Origin of the sequence: Pseudonocardia sp. ICBG1142 (assembly GCF_020496255.1) — a bacterium.
Classification (GTDB): Bacteria; Actinomycetota; Actinomycetes; order Mycobacteriales; family Pseudonocardiaceae; genus Pseudonocardia.
In genome coordinates, this window is record NZ_JAHLJC010000004.1 from 577994 (window position 1) to 602708 (window position 24715).

The following is a 24715-nucleotide window of genomic DNA, read 5'->3' on the forward strand; positions in this document are numbered from 1 at the left end:
GCCACCCCGGGGGACGAACGCCGGGACGGATCGACCCGCGTCGGCGCGGGGCATCACGTGGGAGCAGGGCACCGGGTGTGCCCCGGCCGTGGCGGGAGGCGACGTGAGCGGAGCCGAGGGCGGCACCTCCCCCGACGAGCTGGTGGCCGACGCGAACCGCCTGCGGCGCATCTACGACGACGGGCTCGGCGCCGGCGGCTCGGCCGGCGCACCGCGACCGGTCGTGTCCGACTCCTGGCAGCGGAGCCTGGCTGCGCACGTCGACCCGGAGGGCAGGCTCCCCCCGCTCGTCTACCTCGCCGACGAGCTGAAGGAGGTCCGGACCGGCCACCCGCTGCACGCGGTGATGCCGCTGCTCCGCTCCACGCTCGTGAGCATCGCCGACGAGGCGATGCACGTGATGCTCGTGACCGACGCCGACGGCACCGTCCTGTGGCGCGACGGCGCACACGGCCTGCTGCGCTCCGCCGACGACGTCGGGCTCGTCGAGGGCACCCGCTGGGCCGAGGAGACCATCGGCACCAACGCGATGGGGACCGCGCTGGCCGTCGACCAGCCGGTCCGGATCCACTCCGCCGAGCACCTCGTCCGGACCTACCACGACTGGACCTGCGTCGCGGCCCCCGTGCACGACCCGGACACCGGCGACACCATCGGCGCCATCGACATCTCCGGCCCGCTGCACACCGTGCATCCCGCGCTGGTGCAGCTGGTGACGGCGACCGCGCACCTCGCGGAGAACCAGCTGCGGGTGCGGCTGGCGATCGCCGACGAGCGGCTGCGGGTCAAGAACATGCCCCACCTGACGGCGTTGCGCGGCTCCGAGGGCGCCCTGCTGTCCCCGAGCGGCCGGGTCATCGCCAGCGAGCCCTACGGCCTGTTCCCCGAGCGGATCCGGCTCGACGACGGCGTCGACCGGGTGCAGCTCGGCGACGGCCGGGAGATGGCCGTCGAGAAGCTGGCCGAGGGCTACCTGCTGGTGCCGCCGTCGCGACGGCGCGGGCGTGTGGTCGCGGCGGTGCCGCCCGAGACGGCACGCCCGCTGGAGCTGCGTTTCACCGGCGGGGGCGGGCCGCGCGTCACCCTCGACGGCGAGGAGTTCGCGGCCACCCTGCGCCCGGCCGAGATCCTCACGGCGCTGGCGCTGCACCCCGACGGGCTCTCCGGCGAGCAGCTGACCCTGATGCTCTACGGCGAGGACGGCAATCCGACCACCCTGCGCGGCGAGATCCACCGCCTGCGGTCGTCGCTGGGGGCGGAGCTGCTGCTCACCCGTCCGTACCGGCTCGCGACCGGGCCCCAGGCCGACTTCCTGCGGGTCCGGGACGCGCTGCGGGACGGCCGGGTGTCCGAGGCGCTCGACTCCTGCCACGGCGAGCTGCTGCCCCGTTCCGACGCGCCCGCCGTGCGCGAGCTGCGTGACGAGCTCCTGGTCGGGCTGCGGCACGCGGTGCTCGCCTCGGACGACGTCGCGCTCCTGCACCGCTTCGTCGTGCACCCGCTGGGGACCGACGACCTGGAGGCGCACGAGCTGCTGCTGGACCTGCTCGACCGGGACGACCCGCGCCGCGCCGCCGTCGCCGCGCGGGCCGAGCACCTGCGGGACTGACCCGGCCCGGTCGACCCGGTGGCCGGCCGACCCGGGTCAGGTCCGTGCGGCCAGCGGGCTGTCCGGCTCCGGCTCCAGCTCCCCCGCGCGCCACAGGGCCGCGTACCGACCGCCCGCGCGGACCAGCTCGTCGTGGGTGCCCTCCTCGGCGATCCGGCCGCCGGACAGCACCACGATCCGGTCCGACCGCCGGGCGGTCTGCAGCCGGTGGGCGACGACGAACGCGGTCCGCCGCGACGCCACTCGCTCCCCCGCCGCCAGCACGGTGGCCTCGGTGGCCGGGTCCAGCGCCGCGGTCGCCTCGTCGAAGATCAGCACGTCCGGGTCGACCAGCTCGGCCCTCGCCAACGCGACGAGCTGCCGCTGTCCCGCCGACAGGCCCTGCCCCCGCTCGCCGACGGGGGTGTGGAACCCCTGGGGCAGTGACCGCACCAGGCCCAGCGCCCCGACCGCGCGGGCCGCGGCCTCGATCCGCTCCGGCGGGGCGTCCGGGCGGCCGTAGGCGATGTTGGAGGCGACGTCACCGGTGAACAGGTGCGCCTCCTGCGGGACCACCCCGAGCCGGGACCGGTACCCGGCCAGCGGGAAGCGGCGCACGTCGACGCCGTCGACGCGGACCTGGCCCTCGCCGGTGTCGTAGAACCGGGCGATCAGCTTGATCAGCGTCGACTTCCCGGCGCCGGTTGCGCCCACCAGCGCGACGGTCTCACCCGCGCCGACGCGCAGCGACACGTCGTCGAGGGCGGGGGCGTCGACCCCCGGGTAGCGGAACGTCACGTGGTCGAGCTCGACCTCGCCGCGCAGCCGCGACGGCACCGGCACCGGCCGCTGCGGCTCGTCCGGGACCGAGGTGGGCGTGCGCAGCAGCTCCGAGATCCGGTTCAGACCGACCCGGGCCTGCTGGTAGCCGTCGAACACCTGCGACAGCTGCTGCACCGGGCCGAAGAACAGGGTCAGGTACAGCAGGAACGCGGTGAGCACACCCGGGGTGATGTCCCCGCCGACGATCCGGGTGCCGCCGACGAACAGCACCACCGCCGTCGCGATGTCGGACAGCAACCCCACGAACGGGAAGTAGGTGGCGATGTAGCGCTGCGCGCGCAGCCGCGACCGGCGGTAGGCGTCGGAACGCTCGCCGAAGCGGTCGTAGCTCAGCTCCTCGCGGACGTAGGCCTGCGCGATGCGGACCCCGGACACGTTCTCCTGCAGGTCGGCGTTGACCACGCTGACCCGCTCGCGGGCCTCGGCGTAGGCGCGGGAGGAGAACCGGCGGAACACCACGGTGCCGACCGCGAGCAGCGGCAGCAGCCAGCCCAGCGCGTACAGCGCGAGCTCCGGGTCGGTGAGCACCAGGGCGGTCGCGACCCCGCCGATCGTCAGGAGGCTGACGACGGCCTGCGCCAGCCCGGTCTGCAGGAACGTGGACAACGCGTCCACGTCGGTGGTCATCCGGGTCATGATCCGGCCGGACAGCTCCCGCTCGTAGAAGTCGAGGCCGAGCCGCTGCAGGTGCGCGTAGCTGCGCAGCCGCAGCAGGTAGAGCAGGCTCTCCCCGGCCCGGGCGGTGACCAGCGTCTGGAACCCGACGACCACCGCGTCCAGCACGACGATCAGCAGCCCGGCCAGCGCCGCCAGCAGCAGGACCCGGGTGGCGCCGTCGGCGATGCCGTCGTCGACGGCGATCCGGGCGATGCTCGGCAGGGCCAGGGTCGCCAGCGCGTCCGCGGTCATCAGCGCGACGCCGAGCACCAGCAGCCAGCGCACCGGCCGCAGCAGCGAGGACAGCCGGAACGCGGGGTCGGGGGCCGTCGGGTCGTCGTCGTCGTGCAGCCGGGGCGTCTCGGTCGCCGGGGGCAGCTTCGCGACGGACTCGAGCAGCTCGGGGGTCGCGCTGATCCCGCCCGCCCAGCCGGCCGCGCCGCCTCCGCCGTCGCGGGTCAGGGCGCGGTCCGGGTCCTGCTCGATGCTGACCCGCGGCCACAGCTCCGGGGTGACGGCCGGGCCGGCGGCCACGGACGCCGCCACCGTGTCGCCGGGGCCCGCCCCGCCGGTGTCGTCCGCGGGCTCGTCGCCGACCGGGGCGACGGTGGCCGCGCGGGTGCCACCGCCCAGCTCGTCGGCGGGGCCGGTGGCCAGCAGCTCCCGGAACAGCGCGCACCGGCTGCGCAGCTCGTCCTCGGTGCCGGTGTCGACCACCCGCCCCTTGTCCAGCACCGCGATCCGGTCGGCCAGCGCCAGGGTGGACCGCCGGTGCGCGACCAGCAGCGTGGTCCGCTCGGCGGTCAGCTCGTGCAGGGTCTCGTGGATCGCGGCCTCGGTGGCGGTGTCGACCGCGGAGGTCGCGTCGTCGAGCACGAGCACCCGCGGCCGGGTGAGCATCGCCCGGGCCAGTGCGATCCGCTGTCGCTGGCCACCGGACAGGGTCAGGCCGCGCTCGCCGACCTCGGTGTCGTAGCCGTCGGGCAGGTCCTCGACGAACGACGCGACCTGCGCCGCCTCGGCGGCGGCGCGGATCTCGTCCTCGTCGGCGTCGGGTCGGCCGTAGGCGATGTTGTTGCGGATGGTGTCGGAGAACAGGAACGCCTCCTCGAACACCACCCCCAGCTCGGCGCGCAGGTCGTGCAGCCGCAGGTCGCGCAGGTCCACCCCGCCGATGGCGAGACGCCCGGCCTGCGGGTCGTAGAACCGGGGCAGCAGCAGCGCCACCGTCGACTTGCCCGAGCCGGGCGGGCCGACCAGGGCGAGGGTCTCACCGGGCTCGACGCGCAGGGAGAGCCCGTCCAGGACCGGGTCGGGGGCGGCGTGGCCGTCCGGGCCGGAGCCCGCGGGCTCGTAGCCGAACCGGACGTCCTCCAGCTCGACGGTCAGGGGGCCCTCGGGGAGCGAGGCCGGACGTTCCGGGTCCACGATCCCCGGTGCGGAGTCGACGATCTCGAAGACGCGCTCGGCGCCGGCCCGGGTCAGCTGCGCGGTGACCACGAGCGCGCCGATCAGCCGGGCGGGCCCGACGAGCATGCCGACGTAGGTGGTGAACGCCAGGAACGTGCCGAGGTCGATCGTGCCCCGGGCGGCCATCCAGCCACCGATGCCGATCACCGCGACCTGCCCCAGGCCGGGCAGCGCCAGCAGCATCGGGTTGAGCCGCGCGGTCAGCCCGGCGGCCCGCAGCCGCTCGCCGTAGAGCCGGCGGGCCCGGCCCTCCAACGTGGCGGTCTCGCGGGCCTCCTGCCCGAAGCCCTTCACCACGCGCACGCCGGTGACGGTCTCCTCGACCTGCTGGGCGATCTCGGCGGCCCGCTGCTGCGCGGACCAGGTGGCCGGGAACAGCCTGCGCCGGATGCTGTTGGTGGCCAGGAACGCCAGTGGCAGCAGGACCAGCGCGACCACCGTGAGCAGCGGAGACAGGTACAGCATCGCGACGACCGCGACGACCACCAGCACGACGGTGCCCGCCGACAGCGGAACCATCGACAGGAAGCCCTGCACCAGCTGCAGGTCGGAGATGGCCCGCGAGGCGACCTGGCCGGTGCGCAGCCGGTCCTGGCGGACCCCGTCCATCCGCTGCACCGCGCCGAACACCGCGCGCCGCAGGTCGTGCTGCACGTTCAGCGCCATCTTGCCGCCGAGATAGCGGCGCACGAACGCGCCGACGAACTTCAGCACGCCCAGCACCAGGAGCCCACCGACGACCGGCGCGAGCACGCCGGTGTCCCCGCCGATCGCGCCGTTCACGCCCTCGCGGATCAGCAGCGGGCCGATCGCCTCCAGCCCGACGCCGAGCATGGACGCGACCAGCGCACCGACCGTGACGCGGCGGTGCCGCATGCAGGCCGCGGCCAGTCTGCGGATCCAGCCGGGGCCTGCGGAGGGGTGGGGAGTGGGCACGTCGCCAGGCTATGCCCGACCCCCGACAACCGGCCCGTCGACGCCGCCCGACACGGGGTCCCCGCCGTCGGCGACGGCAGCTCCTCCGCACCACCCACCACGGACCCGGCGCTCCGCTGTCGATCAGTGCATGAGCGCTGCCGGAGGCCGGGCGGACAACGGTCATGCACTGATCGACGAGGTACCCGGCGGTACTCACGGCGGGAGGCGGCTCAGGACCGGCGTCCCGCGCCTGCGGCGGCGTCGGACCGGGGGCCGCCGGCAGGTCTCAGGTGATGTCCCGCCGTGCCCCGACGACGGCGGCCAGCGCGATCCCCGCGGCCGTCCAGGCCGCCAGGACCAGCAGCCCGACCCAGCCGGGCGGCGGGGCGCTGACCCCGGCCAGGAACTCCAGGACGAACCGGGACTGCGCGCCCAGCCCGGCCGAGCTCACGACCGGCTCCCAGACCGCGAGGTCACCGGCGTTGCCGGGCAGGAACGGGGTCAGCCGGGCGAACACCGACGGGTCGCCGAGCGAGGACCCGTCGCCCGCGCGCAGCGCCCCGGCGATCAGGTTCTCCCCGATCAGCAGGTAGCCGACGGTGAGCGCGATCGCCCCTGCCTGGTTGGTGACCAGGGTTCCGACGGCGACGCCGAGCACCCCCCACAGCGCGCACACCAGGATCCCGATCGCGCCCAGCCCGGCGAGCCGGCCGAGGTCGGGGAGCTGCTGGCCGCCGAGCGTCGCACCGCCGAGCAGCGGGCCGACCACGACGAGGGCCAGTGCGTACAGCCCGGCGACGACGGCGGCGATCACCGCCTTGGCCGCGAGCACCTGGCCCCGGGACCCGGTCAGGTAGGCCAGCGTGACCGTGCGGTGCCGGAAGTCGCCGGTGCCCAGCAGGGTCCCGAAGGCGGCGCCGACGATCGCGGTCATGGTCAGGGCCGACGCCAGCCCCGCGAGCATCAGGATCGAGGAGGTCTCGGTGGCCTGCGGCACGAGCAGCTGCAGGATGCTGCCGAGCAGGCTCTGGGCGAGCGCGAGCAGCAGCACCGGGAGGAACAGCAGCCACCACACCCGGGTGGACAGGGTCTTGCGGACCTCCGCGGTCAGCACCGCGCGGAAGCGGTCGAGGCTCACGGTCGCCATCAGCGCTGCTCCTCACCGGCGAGCAGGCGCAGGAACATCTGTTCCAGCCCGGCCCGCTCCTCGCTCATCCCGTACACGGCGACGCCCGCGGCGAGCGCCAGGTCCCCGACGCGGACCGCGTCGGCCCCGCCGACGGCCAGCACGCCGTCGTCGACGCGGTCGATCTCGGTGATCCCGTCCGTCGCGAGCGCCTCGGCCAGCCGGGCCGGGTCCGCGGCGCGCACGAGCACGCGCGAGCCGTGGCCGGCGCGCAGCTCGGCGACGGTGCCGTCGAAGCGGCAGGCACCACGGTCGATGACGACCAGCCGCTGCGCGGTCAGCTCCATCTCGGCCAGCTGGTGGGAGGAGACGAGCACGCTGCGCCCCGACGCGGCGAAGGCCTGCAGGAACGAGCGCAGCCAGGCGATGCCGTCGGGGTCCAGGCCGTTGCCCGGCTCGTCGAGCACGAGGATGCGCGGGTCGCCGAGCAGTGCCACCGCCAGTGCCAGCCGCTGGTTCATGCCGAGCGAGAATCCACCCGCCGAGCGGTCCGCGGCGGCGGCCAGGCCCACCAGGGTGAGCACCTCGTCGACCCGGGTGTCGGGCACGCCGATCGCGGCGGCCGCGGCGCGCAGGTGTGCGCGGGCGGTGCGTCGCGGATGCACCCCCTGCACCTCCAGCACCGCGCCGACGACGCGGCCGGGCGAGACCAGCGCGGAGAACGGGACCCCGTCGACGAGCGCGCGCCCGGTGCTGGGCACGACCAGGCCGAGGATCATCCGCAGCGTCGTCGTCTTGCCGGAGCCGTTGGGCCCGAGGAACCCGGTCACCGAGCCGGGCTCGACGGTGAACGACAGGTCGTGCACGGCCTCGACCGGGCCGAACCTCTTGCCGAGCCCCTCGACGACGATCCGCCCGCTCCCGGCCGCCGTCGCCGGGTCCGTGGACGCGGTCTCCTGCACTCCGGTCTCCGTCCGTCTCGCGTCGCGCCCCGGGGTTCGCACCGGGGCATCGCCTGCGCCAATCCTCGCCCAGCCCGGGATCGCGGCGGGAGGCGGGCCCCGCACCGTTCCGGGCGGCGCGGGACCGGCCGGACCGTGCCCGTCGGGGCCCCGACCGCTACACGGTGGCGCGGACCGCCGCCTCGACCGCCGCGGCGAGCGTGTCCAGGTACGGGTCGTCGCACGCCGCCCCCGTGACCAGCACCCGGAACAGCAGCGGGGCGATCAGGAGGTCGACCGCGAGATCGACGTCCGCCGACGGCGGCAGGTCCCCCCGCGCGATCGCCGCGCGGAGCATCTGCACGCCGACCTCCCGCCGCGGACCGGCCACGTCCGTCTGCAGCACCTCGGCCAGCGCCGGGGTGTGGCGGAGCTCGGCGAGCAGCGTCGGGACCACCGCTGCCACCACCGGGGTGGCCACCTGGTCGCGCAGGGCACCGAGCAGCTCACGCAGGTCGCTGCGGAACGCCCCGGTCGCCGGGGCGGGCGGCAAGGTGTCGGCGACGGCCTGGCGGACCAGGTCGGCCAGCATCTGCTCCTTCGACGACCAGCGGCGGTACAGCGCCGCCTTGCCCACACCCGCACGCCGGGCGACCGCCTCCATCGACAGGCGGGCGTACCCGGACGCGGCCAGCTCGGCGAAGGCCGCGGACACGATCGCCTCGGTGACACGGGGGCGGAGCACCGATCCGCCGCCGGTGGTTCGTCGGAGCGTCACGCCGACATCCTAGCCGCCGACGGAACGCTTGCGTTCCGTCGATCGTCGACCTAGCCTCGGACACCAAAACGGAACGGCACCGTTCCGTTGAAGGAACGGAGAGATGCGATGTCCACCTCCACCAGCGACCGGGTCCGACTGCTGACCACCGGCCTCGAGGCCTTCCACCGGGAGGACGTCGAGACGTTCATGGCCATGTACCGCGAGGACGCCGTGCACGAGTTCCCGTTCGCCCCGGAGGGGATGCCCACACGCGTCGAGGGCCGGGAGGCCATCGAGGCCTGGATGCGCACCGTGCCCGATCTCCTGACCCTCGACGGCGGCATGCACGACCTGCGGATCCACGAGGGCGGCGACACCCTGACCGCCGAGTGGTCCTCGACCGGCCACTTCGCCGACGGGACCCCGGCCGCGATCTCCTACGTCGCAGTGGTCACCTTCGACGGCGATCTGGTCGCGCGCTACCGCGACTACATCAACCCCCTCGACCTGCGGCCCGCCTTCCCCGCCGCCCGCCACTGACGCCCGAGCCCACGGCGGGCCCCGTCCGACGTCACACAGGGCGCGATGCCGCTGTTCCACGTCGACGGGACCAGCGACGCGTTCGTCGCGCCGGCCCGGGGCGCGCGGATCGTGACGACACGGACGCCCGGCCGGCGTCGGCGACGTCGCCGTCATCGGAGTGCCCGACGACCGCCGGGGCGAGGTGCCGAAGGCCTGCGTCGCACCCTCCCCCGGCGCCCGCATCGACCCCGAGGACCTGCCGGTTCATGCGCGCGCCCACCGCGCGTCGTTCACATGTCCGACGACCGTCGACGCCCTGTCGGGGCTCCCCCGCAGCCCGACCGGCAAGATCGTCGAGAAGGACCTCCGGCCACCGTTCCAGGTGATGTGGCGCCGGTCTCATACTGAGACACGCCGAAACTTGACTGACTCAAGAAAAGCGGGCAGGCTCGCCGCCGTGTCGAACGCATCGGACTACGAGGGCATGTTGCGTGGAGCGTCGCTGCGCGTGACGCGTCCTCGCCTGGCCGTGCTGCAGGCGGTCCACTCCCACCAGCACGCGGACACGGAGTCGATCATCCGTGTCGTGCGGGAGGACCTCGGGGAGGTGTCGCACCAGGCCGTCTACGACGTGCTGCGTGCGCTGCACTCCTCAGGGCTGGTTCGTCGGATCCAGCCCACCGGCTCCGTCGCGCGGTACGAGGCGCGGGTCGGCGACAACCACCACCACGTGGTCTGCCGATCCTGTGGCGCCATCGCCGACGTCGACTGCGCCGTCGGCTCCGCACCCTGTCTCACCGCCTCCGACGACAGCGGCTTCGTGATCGACGAGGCCGAGGTCGTCTACTGGGGACGGTGCCCCGACTGCTCATCCACTGATCCCGAGAGGATGTCCCGTGTCTGACGAGCACCCCACCGTCGAGAGCGAGATGAACCGCGAGCAGGACGGCGGTTGCCCCGTCGCCGCCGGTCGCATCGCGCACCCCACCGAGGGTGGCGGCAACCAGAGCTGGTGGCCCAACCAGCTCAACCTGAAGATCCTCCGCAAGCACGCCCCCGCGTCGGACCCGATGGAGCCGGACTTCGACTACGCGAAGGAGTTCGCGACCGTCGACCTCGACGAGCTCGCGCGCGACGTCGACGCCGTCATCACCACCTCGCAGGACTGGTGGCCGGCCGACCACGGCAGCTACGCCGGGTTCTTCATCCGGATGGCCTGGCACTCCGCGGGCACCTACCGGACCTACGACGGCCGCGGCGGCGCGGGCGCCGGCATGCAGCGCTTCGCCCCGCTGAACAGCTGGCCGGACAACGCCAACCTGGACAAGGCCCGCCGGCTGCTCTGGCCGGTCAAGCAGAAGTGGGGCCGCAAGGTCTCCTGGGCCGACCTCATGGTCTTCGCGGGCAACCGCGCCCACGAGATCTCCGGCTTCCCGATGTTCGGCTTCGCCGGTGGCCGCGCCGACGTGTGGGAGCCCGAGGAGGACGTCTACTGGGGCTCGGAGAACGTCTGGCTGGGCAACGAGGCGCGCTACGGCGGCAACAAGGACATCGCGCACCGAGAGCTGGAGAAGCCGCTCGGCGCGTCGCACATGGGCCTGATCTACGTCAACCCGGAGGGCCCGGACGCCAGCGGTGACCCGATCGCCGCCGCGCGCGACATCCGCGAGACCTTCGGCCGGATGGCGATGAACGACGAGGAGACCGCCGCGCTCATCATCGGCGGGCACAGCCTCGGCAAGACCCACGGCGCCGCGAACCCGGACGAGAACGGCAACGTCGGCCCCGAGCCGGAGGCCGCCGACATCACCGAGCAGGGCCTGGGCTGGAAGCAGAACTACGGCAAGGGCAAGGGCCGCGACGCCATCACCTCCGGGCTCGAGGTCATCTGGACCCGCACCCCGAACCGGTGGAGCCACGACTACCTCAAGCACCTCTACGCCTACGAGTGGGAGCTGGAGGAGTCGCCGGCCGGCGCCAAGCAGTTCGTCGCCAAGGACGGCCCGGAGGTCATCCCGGACCCCGAGCCCGGCTACCCGAACCGCAAGCCGCGGATGCTGGTCACCGACGTCGCACTGCGCGTGGACCCGGTCTACGGCGAGATCACCCGTCGCTGGCTGGACAACCCGTCCGAGTTCGAGGACACCTACCGTCGCGCCTGGTACAAGCTGACCCACCGCGACATGGGCCCGAAGGAGCGCTACATCGGCGCCTGGGTGCCGCAGGAGGAGCTCCTGTGGCAGGACCCGGTCCCGGCCGTCGACCACCCGCTGGTGGACGCCGACGACGTCGCGTCGATCAAGGCGAAGGTCCTCGAGTCCGGCCTGTCGGTCACCGACCTGATCAAGACCGCCTGGGCCGCGGCCTCGTCGTTCCGCCAGTCCGACAAGCGCGGTGGCGCCAACGGCGGCCGCATCCGCCTGGAGCCGCAGCTGCAGTGGGAGGTCAACGACCCCGACACGCTGCGCCAGGTCGTCTCGGCGCTGGAGTCGCTCCAGTCCGAGATCAACGGCTCCCTGACCGGCGGCAAGAAGATCTCCTTCGCCGACCTCGTCGTGCTGGCCGGTGCCGCCGCCCTGGAGAAGGCCGCCAAGGACGGCGGGCACGACATCACCGTGCCGTTCGTCCCGGGCCGGACCGACGCCACCCAGGAGAAGACCGACGTCGAGTCGTTCTCCTACCTGGAGCCCACCGCCGACGGCTTCCGCAACTACCGCGGCAAGGGCCACACCCTGCCCGGCGAGTTCCTGCTCGTCGACCGCGCGAACCTGCTCGGCGTCTCCGCCCCGGAGATGACCGTGCTGGTCGGCGGCCTGCGCGTGCTGGGCGCCAACACCGGCGGGTCGACGGCCGGCGTGTTCACCGACCGGGTCGGCACGCTGTCCAACGACTTCTTCACCAACCTGCTGGCCGGCGACGTCCAGTGGCGCTCGGTGGCCGGCGACGACGACTCCTTCGAGGCCGTCGACGCCTCCGGGAACGTCAAGTGGACCGGCACCCGCGCCGACCTGGTCTTCGGGTCGAACTCCGAGCTGCGCGCCGTCGCCGAGGTCTACGCCTCCGACGACGCGAAGGAGAAGTTCGTCCGCGACTTCGTCGCCGCCTGGGACAAGGTCATGATGGCCGACCGCTACGACGTCTGATCGTCGCGTAGCAGCACGTCACGACGCCCGGGCCGGGTCACCGGCCCGGGCGTCGCCATGTCCGGGCCCCGGGCCGGACACCTCCGTCGAGATGCGGCTGAGGGCTGCGGTGCGCGCCCCCGCACGGACCCTGCGCTGCATCTCGACGCATTCCGGACACCGAGATGCAGCTCAGCGGGCTGGGGAGATCCACAACTCCCGCTGAGCTGCATCTCGGCGGGTCGGCGCCGGCGGTGCCGGTCGACGGGCGTCCCGTGGACCGGGCGTCAGTGCTGCAGCAGCCGTGGGGCCCAGGTCCCGGCACGCGGGCGGACGGCCCACCACAGGCGGGCGTAGGCGGAGTGCAGGGAGTCCCGCACCCGCGGACGGGGGCGGCCGCGACCGAGACGGTGAGCATCGGCCTCGCGGTGCAGGTCCGCCATCCGCGCCCGCGCGAGCCGGGCCCAGTGGTCCTCGATCACGACCCGCCTCCCGGCGGTTCGGACGGGGTGATCTCGTGCGGCGGTCGCGGGAGCCACGTGCCGAAGAAGAACTCGACCGGACGTGCCCCCGGCGGACAGGCCGACGGGTCGTGCTGCCGCTGCTCGAACCGTCGCGAGACGGCGATCAGCTCGTCGTGCAGCGCGCCGAGCTCCTCAGCGGTCATCCAGGTGGAGCCCGCCGAGAACCCGGCACCCTCGCGCCACTCGGGCGCCTCGGCCCCGGCGCGCCGGAACCACCGCTTCATCTTCTCGGCGACCCGGTCGACGTAGACCTCCGACAGCGTCTCCGCCGCCATCGCGGTCTCCGGCTCCATGCCGTCCTCGACACCCCAGGACTGGCCGTAGCGGACGAGCTTCCAGGGCTTCTCCCGGCCGCGGCCGCCCTCGGCCGGCTCGACGAAGCCGTACTTGGCGAGGATCCCCAGGTGGTACGCGCAGCTGGCCACGCTCTCGCCGGTGAGCTCGGCGCACCGGGTGGCCGTCGCGGTCCGTTCGAGCCCGACCACCTCCAGCAGCTCCACCCGCAGCGGATGGGACAGCGCGCGCAGCCGCGCGGGGTCGGTGAGGGTGTAGGGCTCCTTCGGCACGGAAGTCAACATACCTTTATCAAGATACTTTGAGCAAGGAGTGTTGATACGACTCGACCGCGCCGCGATGCAGCCGAGGGCTGCCCCGGCGCACGTGCGCACAGCCCTGACCTGCATCGCGGCATCAGAGGGTCGTCGAGATGCATCTCAGCGGGAGCTGTCGATCTCCACGGCCCGCTGAGCTGCATCTCGGCGACCGGCGGGCCGGGCAGCGGGGCGGGCGGCGGGCCGGGCGATGGGCCGGGCGATGGGCCGGGCGATGGGCCGACCGGCGAGCCGGGCGGCGGGCCGGGACGGGACGGCAGAGCGGGGGCGCGCCCGGAATGCGCGACGGGCGGGATCACCCCAGCCCGTCGAGCACCCCCGCGAGCCCCGACGGCGCGGAGAGCATCGGCCAGTGCCCCGTCGGCAGCGCCGTGAACGTCCACACCGGACCGTCCATCTCCGCGAACCCGGGCACCCCGGCGTCGATCAGCTCGCGGGCGTCGGCGGGGGTGAAGCTGCAGGCCACGACGGTCTTCGGCAGCGAGGGGTCGGGCGTTCCGCGACGGGCGCCGGTGAGCACCACCCCGGGCGGCTCGGCCGTCGAGCGGGCACGGACGTCGTCGAAGACGGTGTCGGGGATGCCTGCGGTGCTGCTGCCCGCGGCGTCGAGCTCGGCGCGGGACGGCATCGGCAGTGCACCGTGCTCGGCGAGGGTCGCCCGGGTCGCGGCCTGCGCGTCGGGCGGGGTGAAGTCGATCTGCGCGACCCCGTCGGGCAGCGGTCCGGTGTCGACGAACACCAGGTGCGCGACCCGGTCCCGGGCCCGCTCGGCCGCCGCCGCGCAGACCGGGCCCGCGCCGCTGTGACCGACGAGCACGACCGGCTCGCCCGCGCCGCCCAGCGCGGCGAGCACGTCGTCGACGCGGGTCCGGGCGGTGGCCCCGGGCTCGTGACCGAGGTCGAGCGCGGTGACGTCGTGCCCGCGGGCGCGCAGGTCGTCCGCGACCGCGCTCCATGCCGTCGCGTCGATCCAGAACCCGGGAACCAGCAGGTAGCTCGTCATGCCCCGAGCCTGGCGGCGGACGAGGACGGTTCCGGTCCTCGTGCTAGTTCTTCTGCTGCTCGGCCTTCAGCCGGGCGGCCTCGCGCTGGCTCTCGGCGCGGGTGGCGCGCTCACGGGCCAGCCACTCGGGCTCCTCGGCCTTGATCGCGGCGATCTGCTCGGTGGTCAGCGGCTCGGTGATCCCGGCGCGGGCCAGTCCCGAGATCGACACCCCGAGCCGGTCGGCGACGACCGGGCGCGGGTGCGGCCCGGTGGCGCGCAGCTCGCGCAGCCACTCCGGCGGGTCGGCCTGCAGCGCGTCGAGCTCGTCACGGGAGACGACGCCCTCGCGGAACTCGGCGGGGGTGGCGTCGAGGAGCACACCGAGCTTCTTCGCCGCGGTCGCGGGCTTCATCGTCTGGGCGGACCTCTGGCGCGTCATGTCACCAGGCTATGCGGCTAGCCTCGACCGGTGACCGCCACGTCCTTCCACCTCGGCTACGTCCCGGGCGTCACCCCCGGCAAGTGGACCCGGATGTGGGCCGAGCGCCGCCCCGGGGTCCCCCTGGAGCTGCACACGGTGAGCCCGGCCGAGGCCGCGGACCTGGTCCGCGCGGGCACGGTGGACGCGGCCGTCGCCCGGCTGCCGATCGACCGGACCGGACTGCACGCGATCCCGCTCTACACCGAGACGACCGTGGTGGTGGTCCCGAAGGAGCACGTGGTGACCGCGGCCGACGAGGTGACCGTCGCCGACCTGACCGACGAGATCGTCCTGCGCACCGGCGACGACACCCTCGACTGGCCCGACGGGCCGCCCGGCCGGGCCGCGGAGTACACCCCGCCGACGACGGCCGAGGCGGTCGAGATCGTCGCGGCGGGGGTCGGGCTGCTGATCGTCCCGCAGTCGCTGGCCCGGCTGCACCACCGCCGGGACCTCACCTACCGGCCGCTGGTCGACGCGCCGGGCTCCGGCGTCGCGCTGACCTGGCCGGACGCCGAGAACAGCGATCTGATGGAGGAGTTCATCGGGATCGTGCGCGGCCGCTCGGCACACAGCACCCGGACCCGGCGCAGCGAGCCCCCGGCCGCACCGGCGCGCCGCCCCGCGTCGACGGCGGCGAAGCGGCGACCGGCCCGGCGTCGCCGCTAGCCCCCGGACACGACGACGCCCCCCGGTGCACGGGGCACCGGGGGGCGTCGGGCGTATGACGCGGACGGGTCAGGCCGCAGCGGGCACCGGCTTCTGCGAGAGCTTCTCGAGGCGGCGCGTGGTGGGCCAGCGGACGGCGGTCGCCCAGCCGAGCTTCTCGAAGCCGCGGATGACGGCGGCCGAGATGTCGATCTGGCCCTTCTTCACACCGTGCCGGGCGCAGGTCGGGTCGGCGTGGTGCAGGTTGTGCCAGGACTCGCCGAAGGACAGGACCGCCAGCCACCAGACGTTGGCGGACTTGTCACGGGAGGCGAAGGGGCGCTCGCCCCAGATGTGGCAGATCGAGTTGATCGACCAGGTGACGTGGTGCAGCACCGCGACGCGGACCAGACCGGCCCAGAAGAACGCGGTGAACGCGCCCCACCAGGACATGGTCACCAGACCGCCGATGAGCGCCGGGCCCGCCAGGCTGAAGACGACGATCAGCGGGAACGCCTTCTCGACGCGCATCATGTCGCGGTCGGCGAGCAGGTCCGGGGCGAACCGCTTCATGTTGGTGAGGTCGCGGTTGAACAGCCAGCCCAGGTGCGAGTGCCAGAAGCCCTTGACCAGCGCCGAGGCGCCGGTGCCGTAGAGCCACGGCGAGTGCGGGTCGCCCTCCTTGTCGGAGAACGCGTGGTGGCGGCGGTGGTCGCCGACCCAGTCGAGCACGCTGCCCTGCAGCGAGATGCTGCCGGCGATCGCCAGGGCGATCCGCAGCGGACGGTTCGCCTTGAACGAGCCGTGGGTGAAGTAGCGGTGGAAACCGACGGTCACACCCAGGCCGCTGACGGCGTAGAAGACGACGAACAGCGCGACGTCGACCCACCCGAGACCCCAGCCCCAGGCGAGCGGGACGGCGGCGAACAGCGCGAGCGTCGGGAGGATCACGAACAGTCCGACCAGGAACATCGCGCCGGGCGGGCGCTGCCCGTCCACGATCGGCGCGGGTGTCCGCTTCTCGGACGTGCTGCGGGGTGGTGCGGCCTCGAGCGTCATGCGTCCCACTGTCGCGGCACCCCTACCCCGCGGGCAGTGCGGTTAACCCCCCTGTTCGGATTCGGGTTCCGCCCCGGTCCGGACTTGACCGACGAGTAACTTGTGAGTACTGAACGGGGAGTGAAGCTCTCCACCGTCCTCCCCTACGGCGACGACCCGATCCGCAACGCGGACGCCGTCACCGACATGGAACGCGCCGGCCTCGATGTCGTCTGGGCCGCCGAGGCGTACTCGTTCGACGCCGTCTCCCTGCTCGGTTACCTCGCCGCCCGCACCGAGCGTCTCGAGATCGGGTCGGCGATCCTGCCGATCTACTCGCGCACCCCCACCCTGACCGCGATGACCGCGGCCGGCCTCGACGCCCTGTCCGACGGTCGGTTCAACCTGGGCCTCGGCGCATCCGGCCCGCAGGTCATCGAGGGATTCCACGGGGTCGCCTACGACAAGCCGGTCGGGCGCACGCGCGAGATCATCGAGATCTGCCGCAAGGTCTGGAAGCGGGAGGAGAAGCTCACCAACGACGGGCTCTACCCGATCCCGCTGCCCGGCGGCACCGGCCTCGGCAAGCCGCTGAAGATCATCAACCACCCGAAGCGCGCCGACATCCCGGTCTGGGTGGCCGCACTGGGCGAGAAGAACCTGGAGATGACCGCGGAGCTGGCGAACGGCTGGCTCCCGCACGTCGTGCTACCGGAGAAGATCCAGGAGGTCTTCGGGCCCGCGCTGCAGGCCGGCTACGCCAAGCGCGCCCCCGAGCTGGGTCCGCTGCAGATCACCGGCGGCGGGATCGTCGCGCTCGAGGAGGAGTTCTTCGAGCCCGCCCGCCAGGCCGCCCGCGGCCTCTACGCGCTCTACATCGGCGGCATGGGGGCCCGCGGGAAGAACTTCTACAACACCGTGTTCGCCAAGCAGGGCTACGTCGACGAGGCGAAGACCGTGCAGGACCTCTACCTGGACGGGAAGAAGGAGGAGGCCATGGCCGCCCTCCCCGCCGACTTCATCGACAAGGTCACCCTGATCGGCCCCGAGGGGCACGTCCGCGAGCGGATCGCCGCCCTGCGCGAGAACGGGATCACCCACCTGCACGTGAACCCGATGACCAACGACGTGAACCACACGTTCGAGAAGCTCAAGACCTGGATGTCGTAGGTCGACGTCCTGGGTCGATGTCCTGGGTCGACGTCCCGGGTCCCGGCTTGCCGGGCCCGCGCGGGCGTGCTCATCTGGGTGACGTGGTCGACAGCACCGTTGGTCAGGACCTCACCCCCGACGAGCGCGACGCGGTCGTGGCCGGAGCCCGGTTCGCCGGGCCCTCCGGGCCGCACCGCCTGCGCGGGCCAGGGCCCGTCCCCCGTCGCGCCGGACGCCACCGCGGGCTCCGGCCGTCCGGCCGCGGCGCGGCCGCGTGAGCGCCACGCCGCCCCCCGACGGAGGGACCTGCGACATTGCGCCGTTCGGCCCAGTACCGGGGGGTCCTGTCACGGCTCGTAGGCGGGGCGTAGAGAATGTGTGACGTCATCCACGGTTCACGGTGCTCCGGGCAACCCCCGGCGGGGCACCCGCGACAGGACTCGCGACATGACGAGGAGACCGACTTGCTGGAGCTCGCCATCCGGACCTCCGACGAGCCGATCTCCCCCGGTCAGTACCGGCACACGGCGACGCACGCCTGGTGGATGGGGACCTGCTTCGCCCGCGACGAGCTCTGTGTCCACTACAGCGAGCACCTGCTCCAGCAGTGGACCCCGCTCGACCCGGCCCAGGACTGGCTGCTCGACCGCGAGCTGACCGGCCGCGTGCACTGGTTGTGCGGTGACGGCGCGGCGGCGATCGAGGACGGCTTCGACATCGCCGACCAGTGGCCCACCGGCCGCTTCCGCGCCCCGCACGGCGACTTCTACGCCGAGCTCCACGGCCACCGGCCCGCCGCGAAGGTCGGCTCGTGGGCCAACCCGACCGAGGCGTTCCTCGCCGGCCTGCCCCGCGACCCGGCGGCGATGCTGGACCGGCTGATCGCCGACAGCCCGCCCGGCCGCGGCTACACCGGCCCGTTCCCGAGCGCCGTGAGCGCGCTGCGGACCTGCCGGGTCCCCGCCGAGCTGCGCGCGGTGCTCTACGCCGCGCTGCGCCGGATGCCCGCCGTCTCCCTCGGCGAGACCGACAACCTCGACGGCGAGCGGCACCCCACCCTCGTCCACGACGACGGTCCGGTCCGCACCGAGCTGCTGATCTCCCCCGTCGACGGGCAGTACGCCGGCGAGCGCGACACCGTCCGGCGCCCGGCCCGCGTGGGCCCGCCGGTCGGCACCGTCGTCGCCGAGACGACCACGCAGACCTCCGTGGTCGCCGTGCTCGGCTCCCCGCCCGGCTTCTGAATCGTGCCGCTCGCCGTCCGCGGGCGGTCGATCACGAAACGATCACGAAGTGGGACCCGGCACACTGCCCGGTCTCGCGCCAAGGGGACTAACCTGGTAGCCGGTCGCGAAAAATCGAGCAGCTATCAAGGCGGTTGACGCAGAGTGTCATCGAGCAGTACCTCCCATCAGGCGAGCGACTTCGGTCCGAACGAGTGGCTCGTCGAGGAGATGTACCAGCGCTTCCAGGAGGACCCGTCGGCCGTGGACCCGGCCTGGCACGAGTTCTTCGCCGACTACGGCAAGGGCGGTGAGAAGGCCTCCTCCTCGTCGTCCGTCGGGACCGAGGAGTCCGACGACACCTCCTCCGGCAACGGCTCCGCCCCGACCTCCTCGGGTGGTGTCACCCGCGGCGCGGGCACCGAGGACGACCAGGGCAGTGGGCACGGCACCGGGAACGGCACCGTGAGCAGCAAGGGGACCGGCGCGGCCGGCTCCGGCGACGCTCCGGCCCAGAAGGCCGTGACGAACGGCGGGAAGGCCGGGGGCAACGGCACCGCCACCTCTCGCGACGTCCCGCCGCCGGTCACCCCGAAGGCCGAGCCGCCGCCCGCCGAGGAGCGCCTGCGCACCGCGAGCGCCCCGGCACCGGCGTCGTCGAACGGGTCGTCGGCCAAGCCGGCCGCGGGCAGCGGCTCCAAGGCCGCGAAGCCGGCGCAGGACGGGGGTGGCGCGACCACCACCCCGCTGCGCGGTGCCGCGAACGCCATCGCCAAGAACATGACGTCGTCCCTCACGCTGCCGACCGCGACCAGCGTCCGTGCGGTCCCGGCCAAGCTGCTGGCCGACAACCGCATCGTCATCAACAACCACCTCAAGCGCACCCGCGGCGGGAAGCTGTCGTTCACGCACCTGATCGGCTACGCGCTGGTCCGGGCCCTGGCCGACTTCCCGAACATGAACCGGCACTTCGTCGAGACCGACGGCAAGGCCTCGGTCGCGACGCCGGAGCACGTGAACCTCGGCCTGGCCATGGACATGGCGGGCAAGGACGGCAGCCGCACGCTGATCGTCGTGTCCATCAAGGGCTGCGAGAACTTGTCGTTCGCGCAGTTCTGGCAGGCCTACGAGGGCATGGTCCGCAAGGCCCGCGAGGGCAAGCTGACCGCCGAGGACTTCTCCGGCACCACGATCAGCCTCACCAACCCGGGCACGCTGGGCACCAACCACTCGGTGCCGCGGCTGACCGTGGGCCAGGGCGCGATCATCGGCGTCGGCGCGATGGAGTACCCGGCCGCGTTCCAGGGTGCGTCGGAGGAGCGGCTCGTCGAGCTCGGCATCTCCAAGATCATCACCCTGACCTCGACCTACGACCACCGGATCATCCAGGGCGCCGAGTCCGGCGACTTCCTGCGCCGGATCCACCAGCTGCTCCTCGGCGAGGACGGCTTCTACGACGACGTCTTCGCCTCGCTGCGGGTGCCGTACGAGCCGGTCCGCTGGGTGCAGGACTTCCCCGAGGGCGAGGTCGACAAGACCGCCCGCGTGCTGGAGCTGATCGAGTCCTACCGGACCCGCGGCCACCTGATGGCCGACACGGACCCGCTGAACTACCGCCAGCGCCGCCACCCCGACCTCGACGTCCTCAGCCACGGCCTGACCCTGTGGGACCTCGACCGCGACTTCGCGGTCGGCGGGTTCGGCGGGCAGAGCCACATGAAGCTGCGCGACGTGCTCGGCCTGCTGCGCAACTCCTACTGCCGCACCATCGGCACGGAGTACATGCACATCGCCGACCCCGAGCAGCGCAAGTGGCTCGAGGAGCGCATCGAGGTCCCGCACGTCAAGCCGGACTCCTCGGAGCAGAAGTACATCCTGTCCCGGCTGAACGCGGCCGAGGCCTTCGAGACCTTCCTGCAGACCAAGTACGTCGGGCAGAAGCGGTTCTCGCTGGAGGGCGGCGAGACCGTCATCCCGCTGCTCGACGCCGTGCTGGACAAGGCCGCCGAGCGCGAGCTCGACGAGGTCGTCATCGGCATGCCGCACCGCGGCCGGCTCAACCTGCTGGCCAACATCGTCGGCAAGCCGATCAGCCAGATCTTCCGCGAGTTCGAGGGCAACCTCGACCCGGGCCAGGCGCACGGTTCCGGCGACGTGAAGTACCACCTCGGCGCCGAGGGCAAGTACTTCCGGATGTTCGGCGACGGCGAGACCGCCGTCTCGCTGACCGCGAACCCGTCGCACCTGGAGGCCGTGGACCCGGTGCTGGAGGGCATCGTCCGCGCCAAGCAGGACCTGCTCGACAAGGGCGACGGCGGCTTCACCGTGCTGCCGGTGCTCATGCACGGCGACGCGGCGTTCGCCGGCCAGGGTGTCGTCGCCGAGACGCTGAACCTCGCGCTGCTGCGCGGGTACCGCACCGGCGGCACCGTGCACGTCGTGGTCAACAACCAGGTCGGGTTCACCACCGCGCCGGAGCACTCGCGCTCCTCGCAGTACTGCACCGACGTGGCGAAGATGATCGGCGCGCCGGTGTTCCACGTGAACGGCGACGACCCGGAGGCCTGCGTCTGGGTCGCCAAGCTGGCCGTCGAGTACCGCCAGCGCTGGAACAACGACGTCGTGATCGACATGATCTGCTACCGGCGCCGGGGCCACAACGAGGGCGACGACCCCTCGATGACCCAGCCGTCGATGTACGACATCATCGACGCCAAGCGCAGCGTCCGGAAGATCTACACCGAGTCGCTGATCGGCCGTGGTGACATCACCATGGAGGAGGCCGAGCAGGCGCTCAAGGACTTCTCCAACCAGCTCGAGCACGTCTTCAACGAGGTGCGCGAGCTCGAGAAGACCCCGCCGGTGATCTCGCCGTCGATCGAGTCGGAGCAGCTCGTCCCGTCCGACCTCGACACCTCGGTCCCGCTCGAGGTCGTCCACCGGATCGGCGACGTGCACACCAACCTCCCCGAGGGGTTCGCGGTGCACAAGCGGGTCGAGCCCGTGCTGCGCAAGCGCGAGAAGATGTCCCGCGAGGGCGACGTCGACTGGGCCTTCGCCGAGCTGCTCGCCCTCGGCTCGCTGGCGATGGACGGCCGGCTGGTCCGGCTGTCCGGTCAGGACTCCCGTCGCGGCACCTTCGTGCAGCGGCACTCGGTCCTGATCGACCGGCACACCGGCGCCGAGTACTTCCCGCTGCGCAACCTGGCCGAGGGTCAGGGCCGGTTCCTGCCCTACGACTCGGCGCTGTCGGAGTTCGCCGCGGTCGGCTTCGAGTACGGCTACTCGGTCGCCAACCCGGACGCGCTCGTGATGTGGGAGGGCCAGTTCGGCGACTTCGTCAACGGCGCCCAGTCGATCATCGACGAGTTCATCTCCTCCGGTGAGGCCAAGTGGGGCCAGCTCTCCGACGTCGCGCTGCTGCTGCCGCACGGCCTGGAGGGCCAGGGCCCCGACCACAGCTCCGGGCGTATCGAGCGCTTCCTGCAGCTGTGCGCCGAGGGCTCGATGACCGTCGCGCTGCCCTCGGAGCCGGCGAACTACTTCCACTTGCTGCGCCAGCACACCCTGGACGGGGTGCGCCGGCCGCTGGTGGTGTTCACGCCGAAGTGGATGCTGCGCGCCAAGCAGGTCGTCAGCCCGCTGTCGGACTTCACCGAGGGCCGGTTCCGCCCGGTCATCGACGACCCCGAGCACGCCGGCAAGGGCGAGCGCGTCTCCGGCGTGAAGCGGGTGCTCTTCTGCTCCGGCAAGATCTACTGGGAGCTGGCCGCGGCACGCGACAAGCGCCGCAAGAACGGCGACGAGTCGGTCGACGAGGCCGCGCTGGTCCGGGTCGAGCGGCTCTACCCGATGCCGGCCGAGGAAATCGCCGCCGTCCTCGAGCGCTACCCCGAGGCCGCCGGTGACATCCGCTGGGTCCAGGAGGAGCCGGCCAACCAGGGCTCGTGGCCGTACTACGGCCTGGAGCTGCCGCAGAAGCTCCCGCAGCTGCAGGGCAACTTCACCCGGGTGTCCCGGCGGCGGATGGCGGCCCCGGCCGCCGGCTCGTCGAAGGTGCACGAGGTCGAGCAGGCCGAGCTGATCGAGAAGGCGTTCGCCCGCTAGGGCACACGCGACGACGACGGCCGGGCCGGGGACTCCCCCCGCCCGGCCGTCGTGCTGTGCGGGGTCAGCGTCCGCGCACGGCACCGACGACGACCGCGGCGCCGGTCAACGCGGGCACGGCCCACTCGACCGCCCGGATCCGGCGCGCCAGGGCAGGCTCCGGCGCGGCCGGACCGGCACCGGCCGGGGCGTCCGACCCGGCACGCCGTCCCAGGGCACCCGCGTAGGCGGTCGCGGCGAGCGCGGCGCCGGTGAGCGCGGCCCGGGAGACCGCGGCGGTGGCGGCGGCGGGTTCGCGCCGGGCACGGGCCACGTCGCGCACCAGCAGGCCCGCGCCCCCCAGCAGGTGGGTGGCCATCGCGGCACTGCCGATCCGGCCCCACCGGCCCCAGCCGGCCCCGGCGAGCCGCTCGCGCTCGGCCGGGTCGCCGACGGCGTCGAGCGTGCCGTTCAGTCCGGTGACGCCCATCAGCGACCCGCCGAACCAGGCGGCCAGTCCGACGTCGTGCAGGGTGCGGGCGAGGGGCTCGGTACGGGACATCGGTACTCCGGTGCGTCGGGGGCGGCGGGCCACGGGTGCGGCCGCACCGGACGCTAGTGCGGCCCCTCGGTGGGGTTCCCGCGGGCCGGTGGGATCCTCCGTCCGCGGTGCCACCGCACGCCGACGGTCACGGCGCGGCCACCGCGCCGCCACCCCCGGAGCGGGGTCACCGACGGGCGGCCGAGCGGTAGGTCAGCCGTCGCAGCAGGGTCTCGGCGGGCCCCCGGACACCGGCCCGGTCGAGCCGGTACGCGACGACGACGGTGAGCAGCCACACCCCCACCGCGACCAGCGACGCCGACCAGCCCGAGAGGTGGGCACCCAGCCCGAGGCCCCAGGCGGCGAGCAGCGGCACGAACAGCAGCGACTGCGCCAGGTAGCCGCTCAGCGACCGGCGGCCGAGCGCGACGAGGGCCCGGACCGGCAGCGGCGCCACCGGACGGGTGCCGAGCCGGTGCGCGACGAGGCCGAACACCGCGACGTAGCCGAGGGCGGCGAAGATCCCGGTGGCGATGTGCAGACCGGCGAACGCGCCCGGGTCCGGCAGGACGACGACGCCGACGTGCACGAGCGCCTGGACGAGCCCCGCCGACCAGCCGACGGCGATGCCCACGACGGCGGTGCGGCGGAGCAGGGGCAGGTACCGGCCCGGCTCCTCCAGGACGCGGTGCCGCGCGGCGAGCAGCCCGAGCAGCACCGCGGCGGGCATCACCAGGGTCAGGAACGCCCCGGGGAGCGCCGCGACCCACAGTCCGAGCCGCAACGGCAGGGTGGCGAGCCAGCCCGGCGTGGACAGGGCCACCTGCTGCGCGACGGCCGTGGGCGTGCCGCCGCCGGCGAACTGTGCGAGCACGCCGGTCACCGTGGGGACGACGACGGCCAGTCCGACCAGCACGCCGGCCACGGTCCGCAGGGTGCGGTCGCTGCGGTGCAGGAACAGCGGGACCAGCACCAGGCCGAGGAGGCCGTAGGTGCCGAGGATGTCGCCCTGCCACAGCAGTGCCGCGTGGAGCAGGCCGAACGCGAGCATCCACCAGTGCCGGGTGCGCAGCAGCCGTCGTGCCTGCGCATCGGTGCCGCCACCGGCGATGCGGCGGGCGTAGAGCTGCCCGATGCCGTAGGCGAACAGGAACCCGAACAGCGTCCAGGCACGGCCGTCGACGGCGGTGATCGTCACGATCTGGGCGATCCGGTCGGCCGGCCCGCCGTCCGCGGCGTGCAGCAGCGTGGCCCCCAGCTCCGAGGTGTAGGCGAACCATGGGGCGTGGGCCAGTGCGATCAGCAGCAGCATCGCCCCCCGGGCGAGGTCGGGGGCGAGCGCACGGTCGCCGACCGGGGTCGGCGCGACGGTCGCCGCGGGTGGCGCGGTGGACATGGGGTCTCCTCACGAGGCGGTGGGAGACCCATCGGAAACGATGCCGTCGCGTCCGGGTCAAGCAGTGCCCGCCGTATCCTCGC

20 protein-coding genes and 1 pseudogene are annotated in these 24715 nt (G+C 73.4%); 10 read left to right on the forward strand and 11 right to left on the reverse strand.

The genetic code is table 11. From position 1 onward, the window contains the following. The first annotated feature begins 103 nt into the window (after positions 1 to 103). Complete coding sequence (locus KPL59_RS05170; protein ID WP_020625397.1) at positions 104 to 1609, forward strand: helix-turn-helix domain-containing protein; 1506 nt, start codon at positions 104 to 106, stop codon at positions 1607 to 1609. A gap of 36 nt (positions 1610 to 1645) precedes the next feature. Here KPL59_RS05170 and KPL59_RS05175 read toward each other — a convergent pair whose 3' ends face one another. The 4 genes from KPL59_RS05175 to KPL59_RS05190 form a co-directional block, all read right to left on the reverse strand. Further along, positions 1646 to 5434 carry an ABC transporter ATP-binding protein gene (locus KPL59_RS05175; RefSeq protein ID WP_226360126.1) on the reverse strand — a complete coding sequence of 1263 codons (3789 nt, stop codon included), beginning with the start codon at positions 5432 to 5434 and terminating at the stop codon, positions 1646 to 1648. 328 nt (positions 5435 to 5762) lie between these two features. Continuing rightward, on the reverse strand, positions 5763 to 6623 hold the full coding sequence (locus tag KPL59_RS05180) for a hypothetical protein (RefSeq protein ID WP_149665308.1): 861 nt from the start codon (positions 6621 to 6623) through the stop codon (positions 5763 to 5765). Beyond that, positions 6623 to 7564, reverse strand: a complete 942-nt coding sequence (locus KPL59_RS05185) for an ATP-binding cassette domain-containing protein (protein ID WP_075310422.1) — start codon at positions 7562 to 7564, stop codon at positions 6623 to 6625. The genes KPL59_RS05180 and KPL59_RS05185 overlap by 1 nt, the downstream gene beginning before the upstream one ends. 157 nt (positions 7565 to 7721) lie before the next feature. Further along, positions 7722 to 8321 carry a TetR/AcrR family transcriptional regulator gene (locus tag KPL59_RS05190; protein WP_226351436.1) on the reverse strand — a complete coding sequence of 200 codons (600 nt, stop codon included), beginning with the start codon at positions 8319 to 8321 and terminating at the stop codon, positions 7722 to 7724. Positions 8322 to 8429: 108 nt separating this feature from the next. Between KPL59_RS05190 and KPL59_RS05195 the strand changes: the two genes are divergently transcribed. The 4 genes and pseudogenes from KPL59_RS05195 to katG all read left to right on the forward strand — a co-directional run bounded on the left by KPL59_RS05195 (position 8430) and on the right by katG (position 11968). Further along, a complete protein-coding gene (locus KPL59_RS05195) occupies positions 8430 to 8843 on the forward strand; it encodes a nuclear transport factor 2 family protein (protein ID WP_226351437.1) in 414 nt (137 codons plus the stop codon). 145 nt (positions 8844 to 8988) lie between these two features. Beyond that, positions 8989 to 9162, forward strand: a pseudogene (locus KPL59_RS05200) (long-chain fatty acid--CoA ligase); the annotation flags it as partial. 147 nt (positions 9163 to 9309) lie between these two features. Further along, on the forward strand, positions 9310 to 9729 hold the full coding sequence (locus KPL59_RS05205; RefSeq protein WP_043278241.1) for a Fur family transcriptional regulator: 420 nt from the start codon (positions 9310 to 9312) through the stop codon (positions 9727 to 9729). Further along, the gene (katG, locus tag KPL59_RS05210) at positions 9722 to 11968 is read left to right on the forward strand and encodes a catalase/peroxidase HPI (RefSeq protein WP_374111591.1); all 2247 of its coding nucleotides are present in this window, start codon (positions 9722 to 9724) and stop codon (positions 11966 to 11968) included. Before KPL59_RS05205 ends, katG begins: the two co-directional genes overlap by 8 nt. Before the next feature lie 266 nt (positions 11969 to 12234). Here katG and KPL59_RS05215 read toward each other — a convergent pair whose 3' ends face one another. The 4 genes from KPL59_RS05215 to KPL59_RS05230 all read right to left on the reverse strand — a co-directional run bounded on the left by KPL59_RS05215 (position 12235) and on the right by KPL59_RS05230 (position 14506). Continuing rightward, positions 12235 to 12429 carry a hypothetical protein gene (locus tag KPL59_RS05215; protein WP_226351438.1) on the reverse strand — a complete coding sequence of 65 codons (195 nt, stop codon included), beginning with the start codon at positions 12427 to 12429 and terminating at the stop codon, positions 12235 to 12237. Beyond that, the gene (locus KPL59_RS05220) at positions 12426 to 13037 is read right to left on the reverse strand and encodes a helix-turn-helix domain-containing protein (RefSeq protein WP_226360092.1); all 612 of its coding nucleotides are present in this window, start codon (positions 13035 to 13037) and stop codon (positions 12426 to 12428) included. Before KPL59_RS05220 ends, KPL59_RS05215 begins: the two co-directional genes overlap by 4 nt. Positions 13038 to 13377: 340 nt before the next feature. Then, positions 13378 to 14085 carry an alpha/beta fold hydrolase gene (locus KPL59_RS05225; protein WP_226360093.1) on the reverse strand — a complete coding sequence of 236 codons (708 nt, stop codon included), beginning with the start codon at positions 14083 to 14085 and terminating at the stop codon, positions 13378 to 13380. 43 nt (positions 14086 to 14128) lie between these two features. Then, positions 14129 to 14506, reverse strand: coding sequence for a DUF5997 family protein (locus KPL59_RS05230; protein WP_226351440.1), 378 nt, complete (start codon positions 14504 to 14506; stop codon positions 14129 to 14131). Between the two features lie 30 nt (positions 14507 to 14536). On the opposite strand from KPL59_RS05230, the gene KPL59_RS05235 reads away from it, so the two are divergent. Then, complete coding sequence (locus KPL59_RS05235; protein ID WP_374111592.1) at positions 14537 to 15217, forward strand: LysR substrate-binding domain-containing protein; 681 nt, start codon at positions 14537 to 14539, stop codon at positions 15215 to 15217. Positions 15218 to 15286: 69 nt separating this feature from the next. On the opposite strand, the gene KPL59_RS05240 is transcribed toward KPL59_RS05235, so the two are convergent. Beyond that, positions 15287 to 16255: an acyl-CoA desaturase gene (locus KPL59_RS05240; RefSeq protein WP_226351441.1), complete on the reverse strand. Its 969-nt coding sequence runs from the start codon at positions 16253 to 16255 to the stop codon at positions 15287 to 15289. Between the two features lie 120 nt (positions 16256 to 16375). Here KPL59_RS05240 and KPL59_RS05245 point away from each other — a divergent pair, with 120 nt between their 5' ends. The 4 genes from KPL59_RS05245 (at position 16376) to KPL59_RS05260 (ending at position 22716) form a co-directional block, all read left to right on the forward strand. After that, complete coding sequence (locus tag KPL59_RS05245) at positions 16376 to 17404, forward strand: LLM class F420-dependent oxidoreductase (RefSeq protein WP_226360094.1); 1029 nt, start codon at positions 16376 to 16378, stop codon at positions 17402 to 17404. 83 nt (positions 17405 to 17487) lie between these two features. After that, the gene (locus KPL59_RS05250) at positions 17488 to 17664 is read left to right on the forward strand and encodes a hypothetical protein (protein ID WP_226351443.1); all 177 of its coding nucleotides are present in this window, start codon (positions 17488 to 17490) and stop codon (positions 17662 to 17664) included. A gap of 186 nt (positions 17665 to 17850) precedes the next feature. Next, a complete protein-coding gene (locus tag KPL59_RS05255; protein WP_226360095.1) occupies positions 17851 to 18630 on the forward strand; it encodes a hypothetical protein in 780 nt (259 codons plus the stop codon). A 210-nt stretch (positions 18631 to 18840) separates the two neighbouring features. Then, complete coding sequence (locus KPL59_RS05260; RefSeq protein ID WP_374111593.1) at positions 18841 to 22716, forward strand: multifunctional oxoglutarate decarboxylase/oxoglutarate dehydrogenase thiamine pyrophosphate-binding subunit/dihydrolipoyllysine-residue succinyltransferase subunit; 3876 nt, start codon at positions 18841 to 18843, stop codon at positions 22714 to 22716. Positions 22717 to 22780: 64 nt separating this feature from the next. Here KPL59_RS05260 and KPL59_RS05265 read toward each other — a convergent pair whose 3' ends face one another. Both KPL59_RS05265 and KPL59_RS05270 read right to left on the reverse strand, forming a co-directional pair. Next, positions 22781 to 23257, reverse strand: a complete 477-nt coding sequence (locus tag KPL59_RS05265; protein WP_226351445.1) for a hypothetical protein — start codon at positions 23255 to 23257, stop codon at positions 22781 to 22783. A gap of 166 nt (positions 23258 to 23423) precedes the next feature. Beyond that, positions 23424 to 24632, reverse strand: coding sequence for a DUF418 domain-containing protein (locus KPL59_RS05270; RefSeq protein ID WP_226360097.1), 1209 nt, complete (start codon positions 24630 to 24632; stop codon positions 23424 to 23426). Between the last annotated feature and the right edge of the window lie 83 nt (positions 24633 to 24715).

Excerpts from the sequence above, each read along its gene's own strand:
- KPL59_RS05195 (WP_226351437.1), top strand. The coding sequence starts at position 8,430 with ATGTCCACCTCCACCAGCGACCGGGTCCGACTGCTGACCACCGGCCTC.
- KPL59_RS05205 (WP_043278241.1), top strand. The coding sequence starts at position 9,310 with ATGTTGCGTGGAGCGTCGCTGCGCGTGACGCGTCCTCGCCTGGCCGTG.
- KPL59_RS05270 (WP_226360097.1), bottom strand. The coding sequence starts at position 24,632 with ATGTCCACCGCGCCACCCGCGGCGACCGTCGCGCCGACCCCGGTCGGC.
- KPL59_RS05260 (WP_374111593.1), top strand. The coding sequence starts at position 18,841 with ATGTACCAGCGCTTCCAGGAGGACCCGTCGGCCGTGGACCCGGCCTGG.
- KPL59_RS05265 (WP_226351445.1), bottom strand. The coding sequence starts at position 23,257 with ATGTCCCGTACCGAGCCCCTCGCCCGCACCCTGCACGACGTCGGACTG.
- KPL59_RS05230 (WP_226351440.1), bottom strand. The coding sequence starts at position 14,506 with ATGACGCGCCAGAGGTCCGCCCAGACGATGAAGCCCGCGACCGCGGCG.
- KPL59_RS05180 (WP_149665308.1), bottom strand. The coding sequence starts at position 6,623 with ATGGCGACCGTGAGCCTCGACCGCTTCCGCGCGGTGCTGACCGCGGAG.
- KPL59_RS05175 (WP_226360126.1), bottom strand. The coding sequence starts at position 5,434 with ATGCGGCACCGCCGCGTCACGGTCGGTGCGCTGGTCGCGTCCATGCTC.
- KPL59_RS05240 (WP_226351441.1), bottom strand. The coding sequence starts at position 16,255 with ATGACGCTCGAGGCCGCACCACCCCGCAGCACGTCCGAGAAGCGGACA.
- KPL59_RS05225 (WP_226360093.1), bottom strand. The coding sequence starts at position 14,085 with ATGACGAGCTACCTGCTGGTTCCCGGGTTCTGGATCGACGCGACGGCA.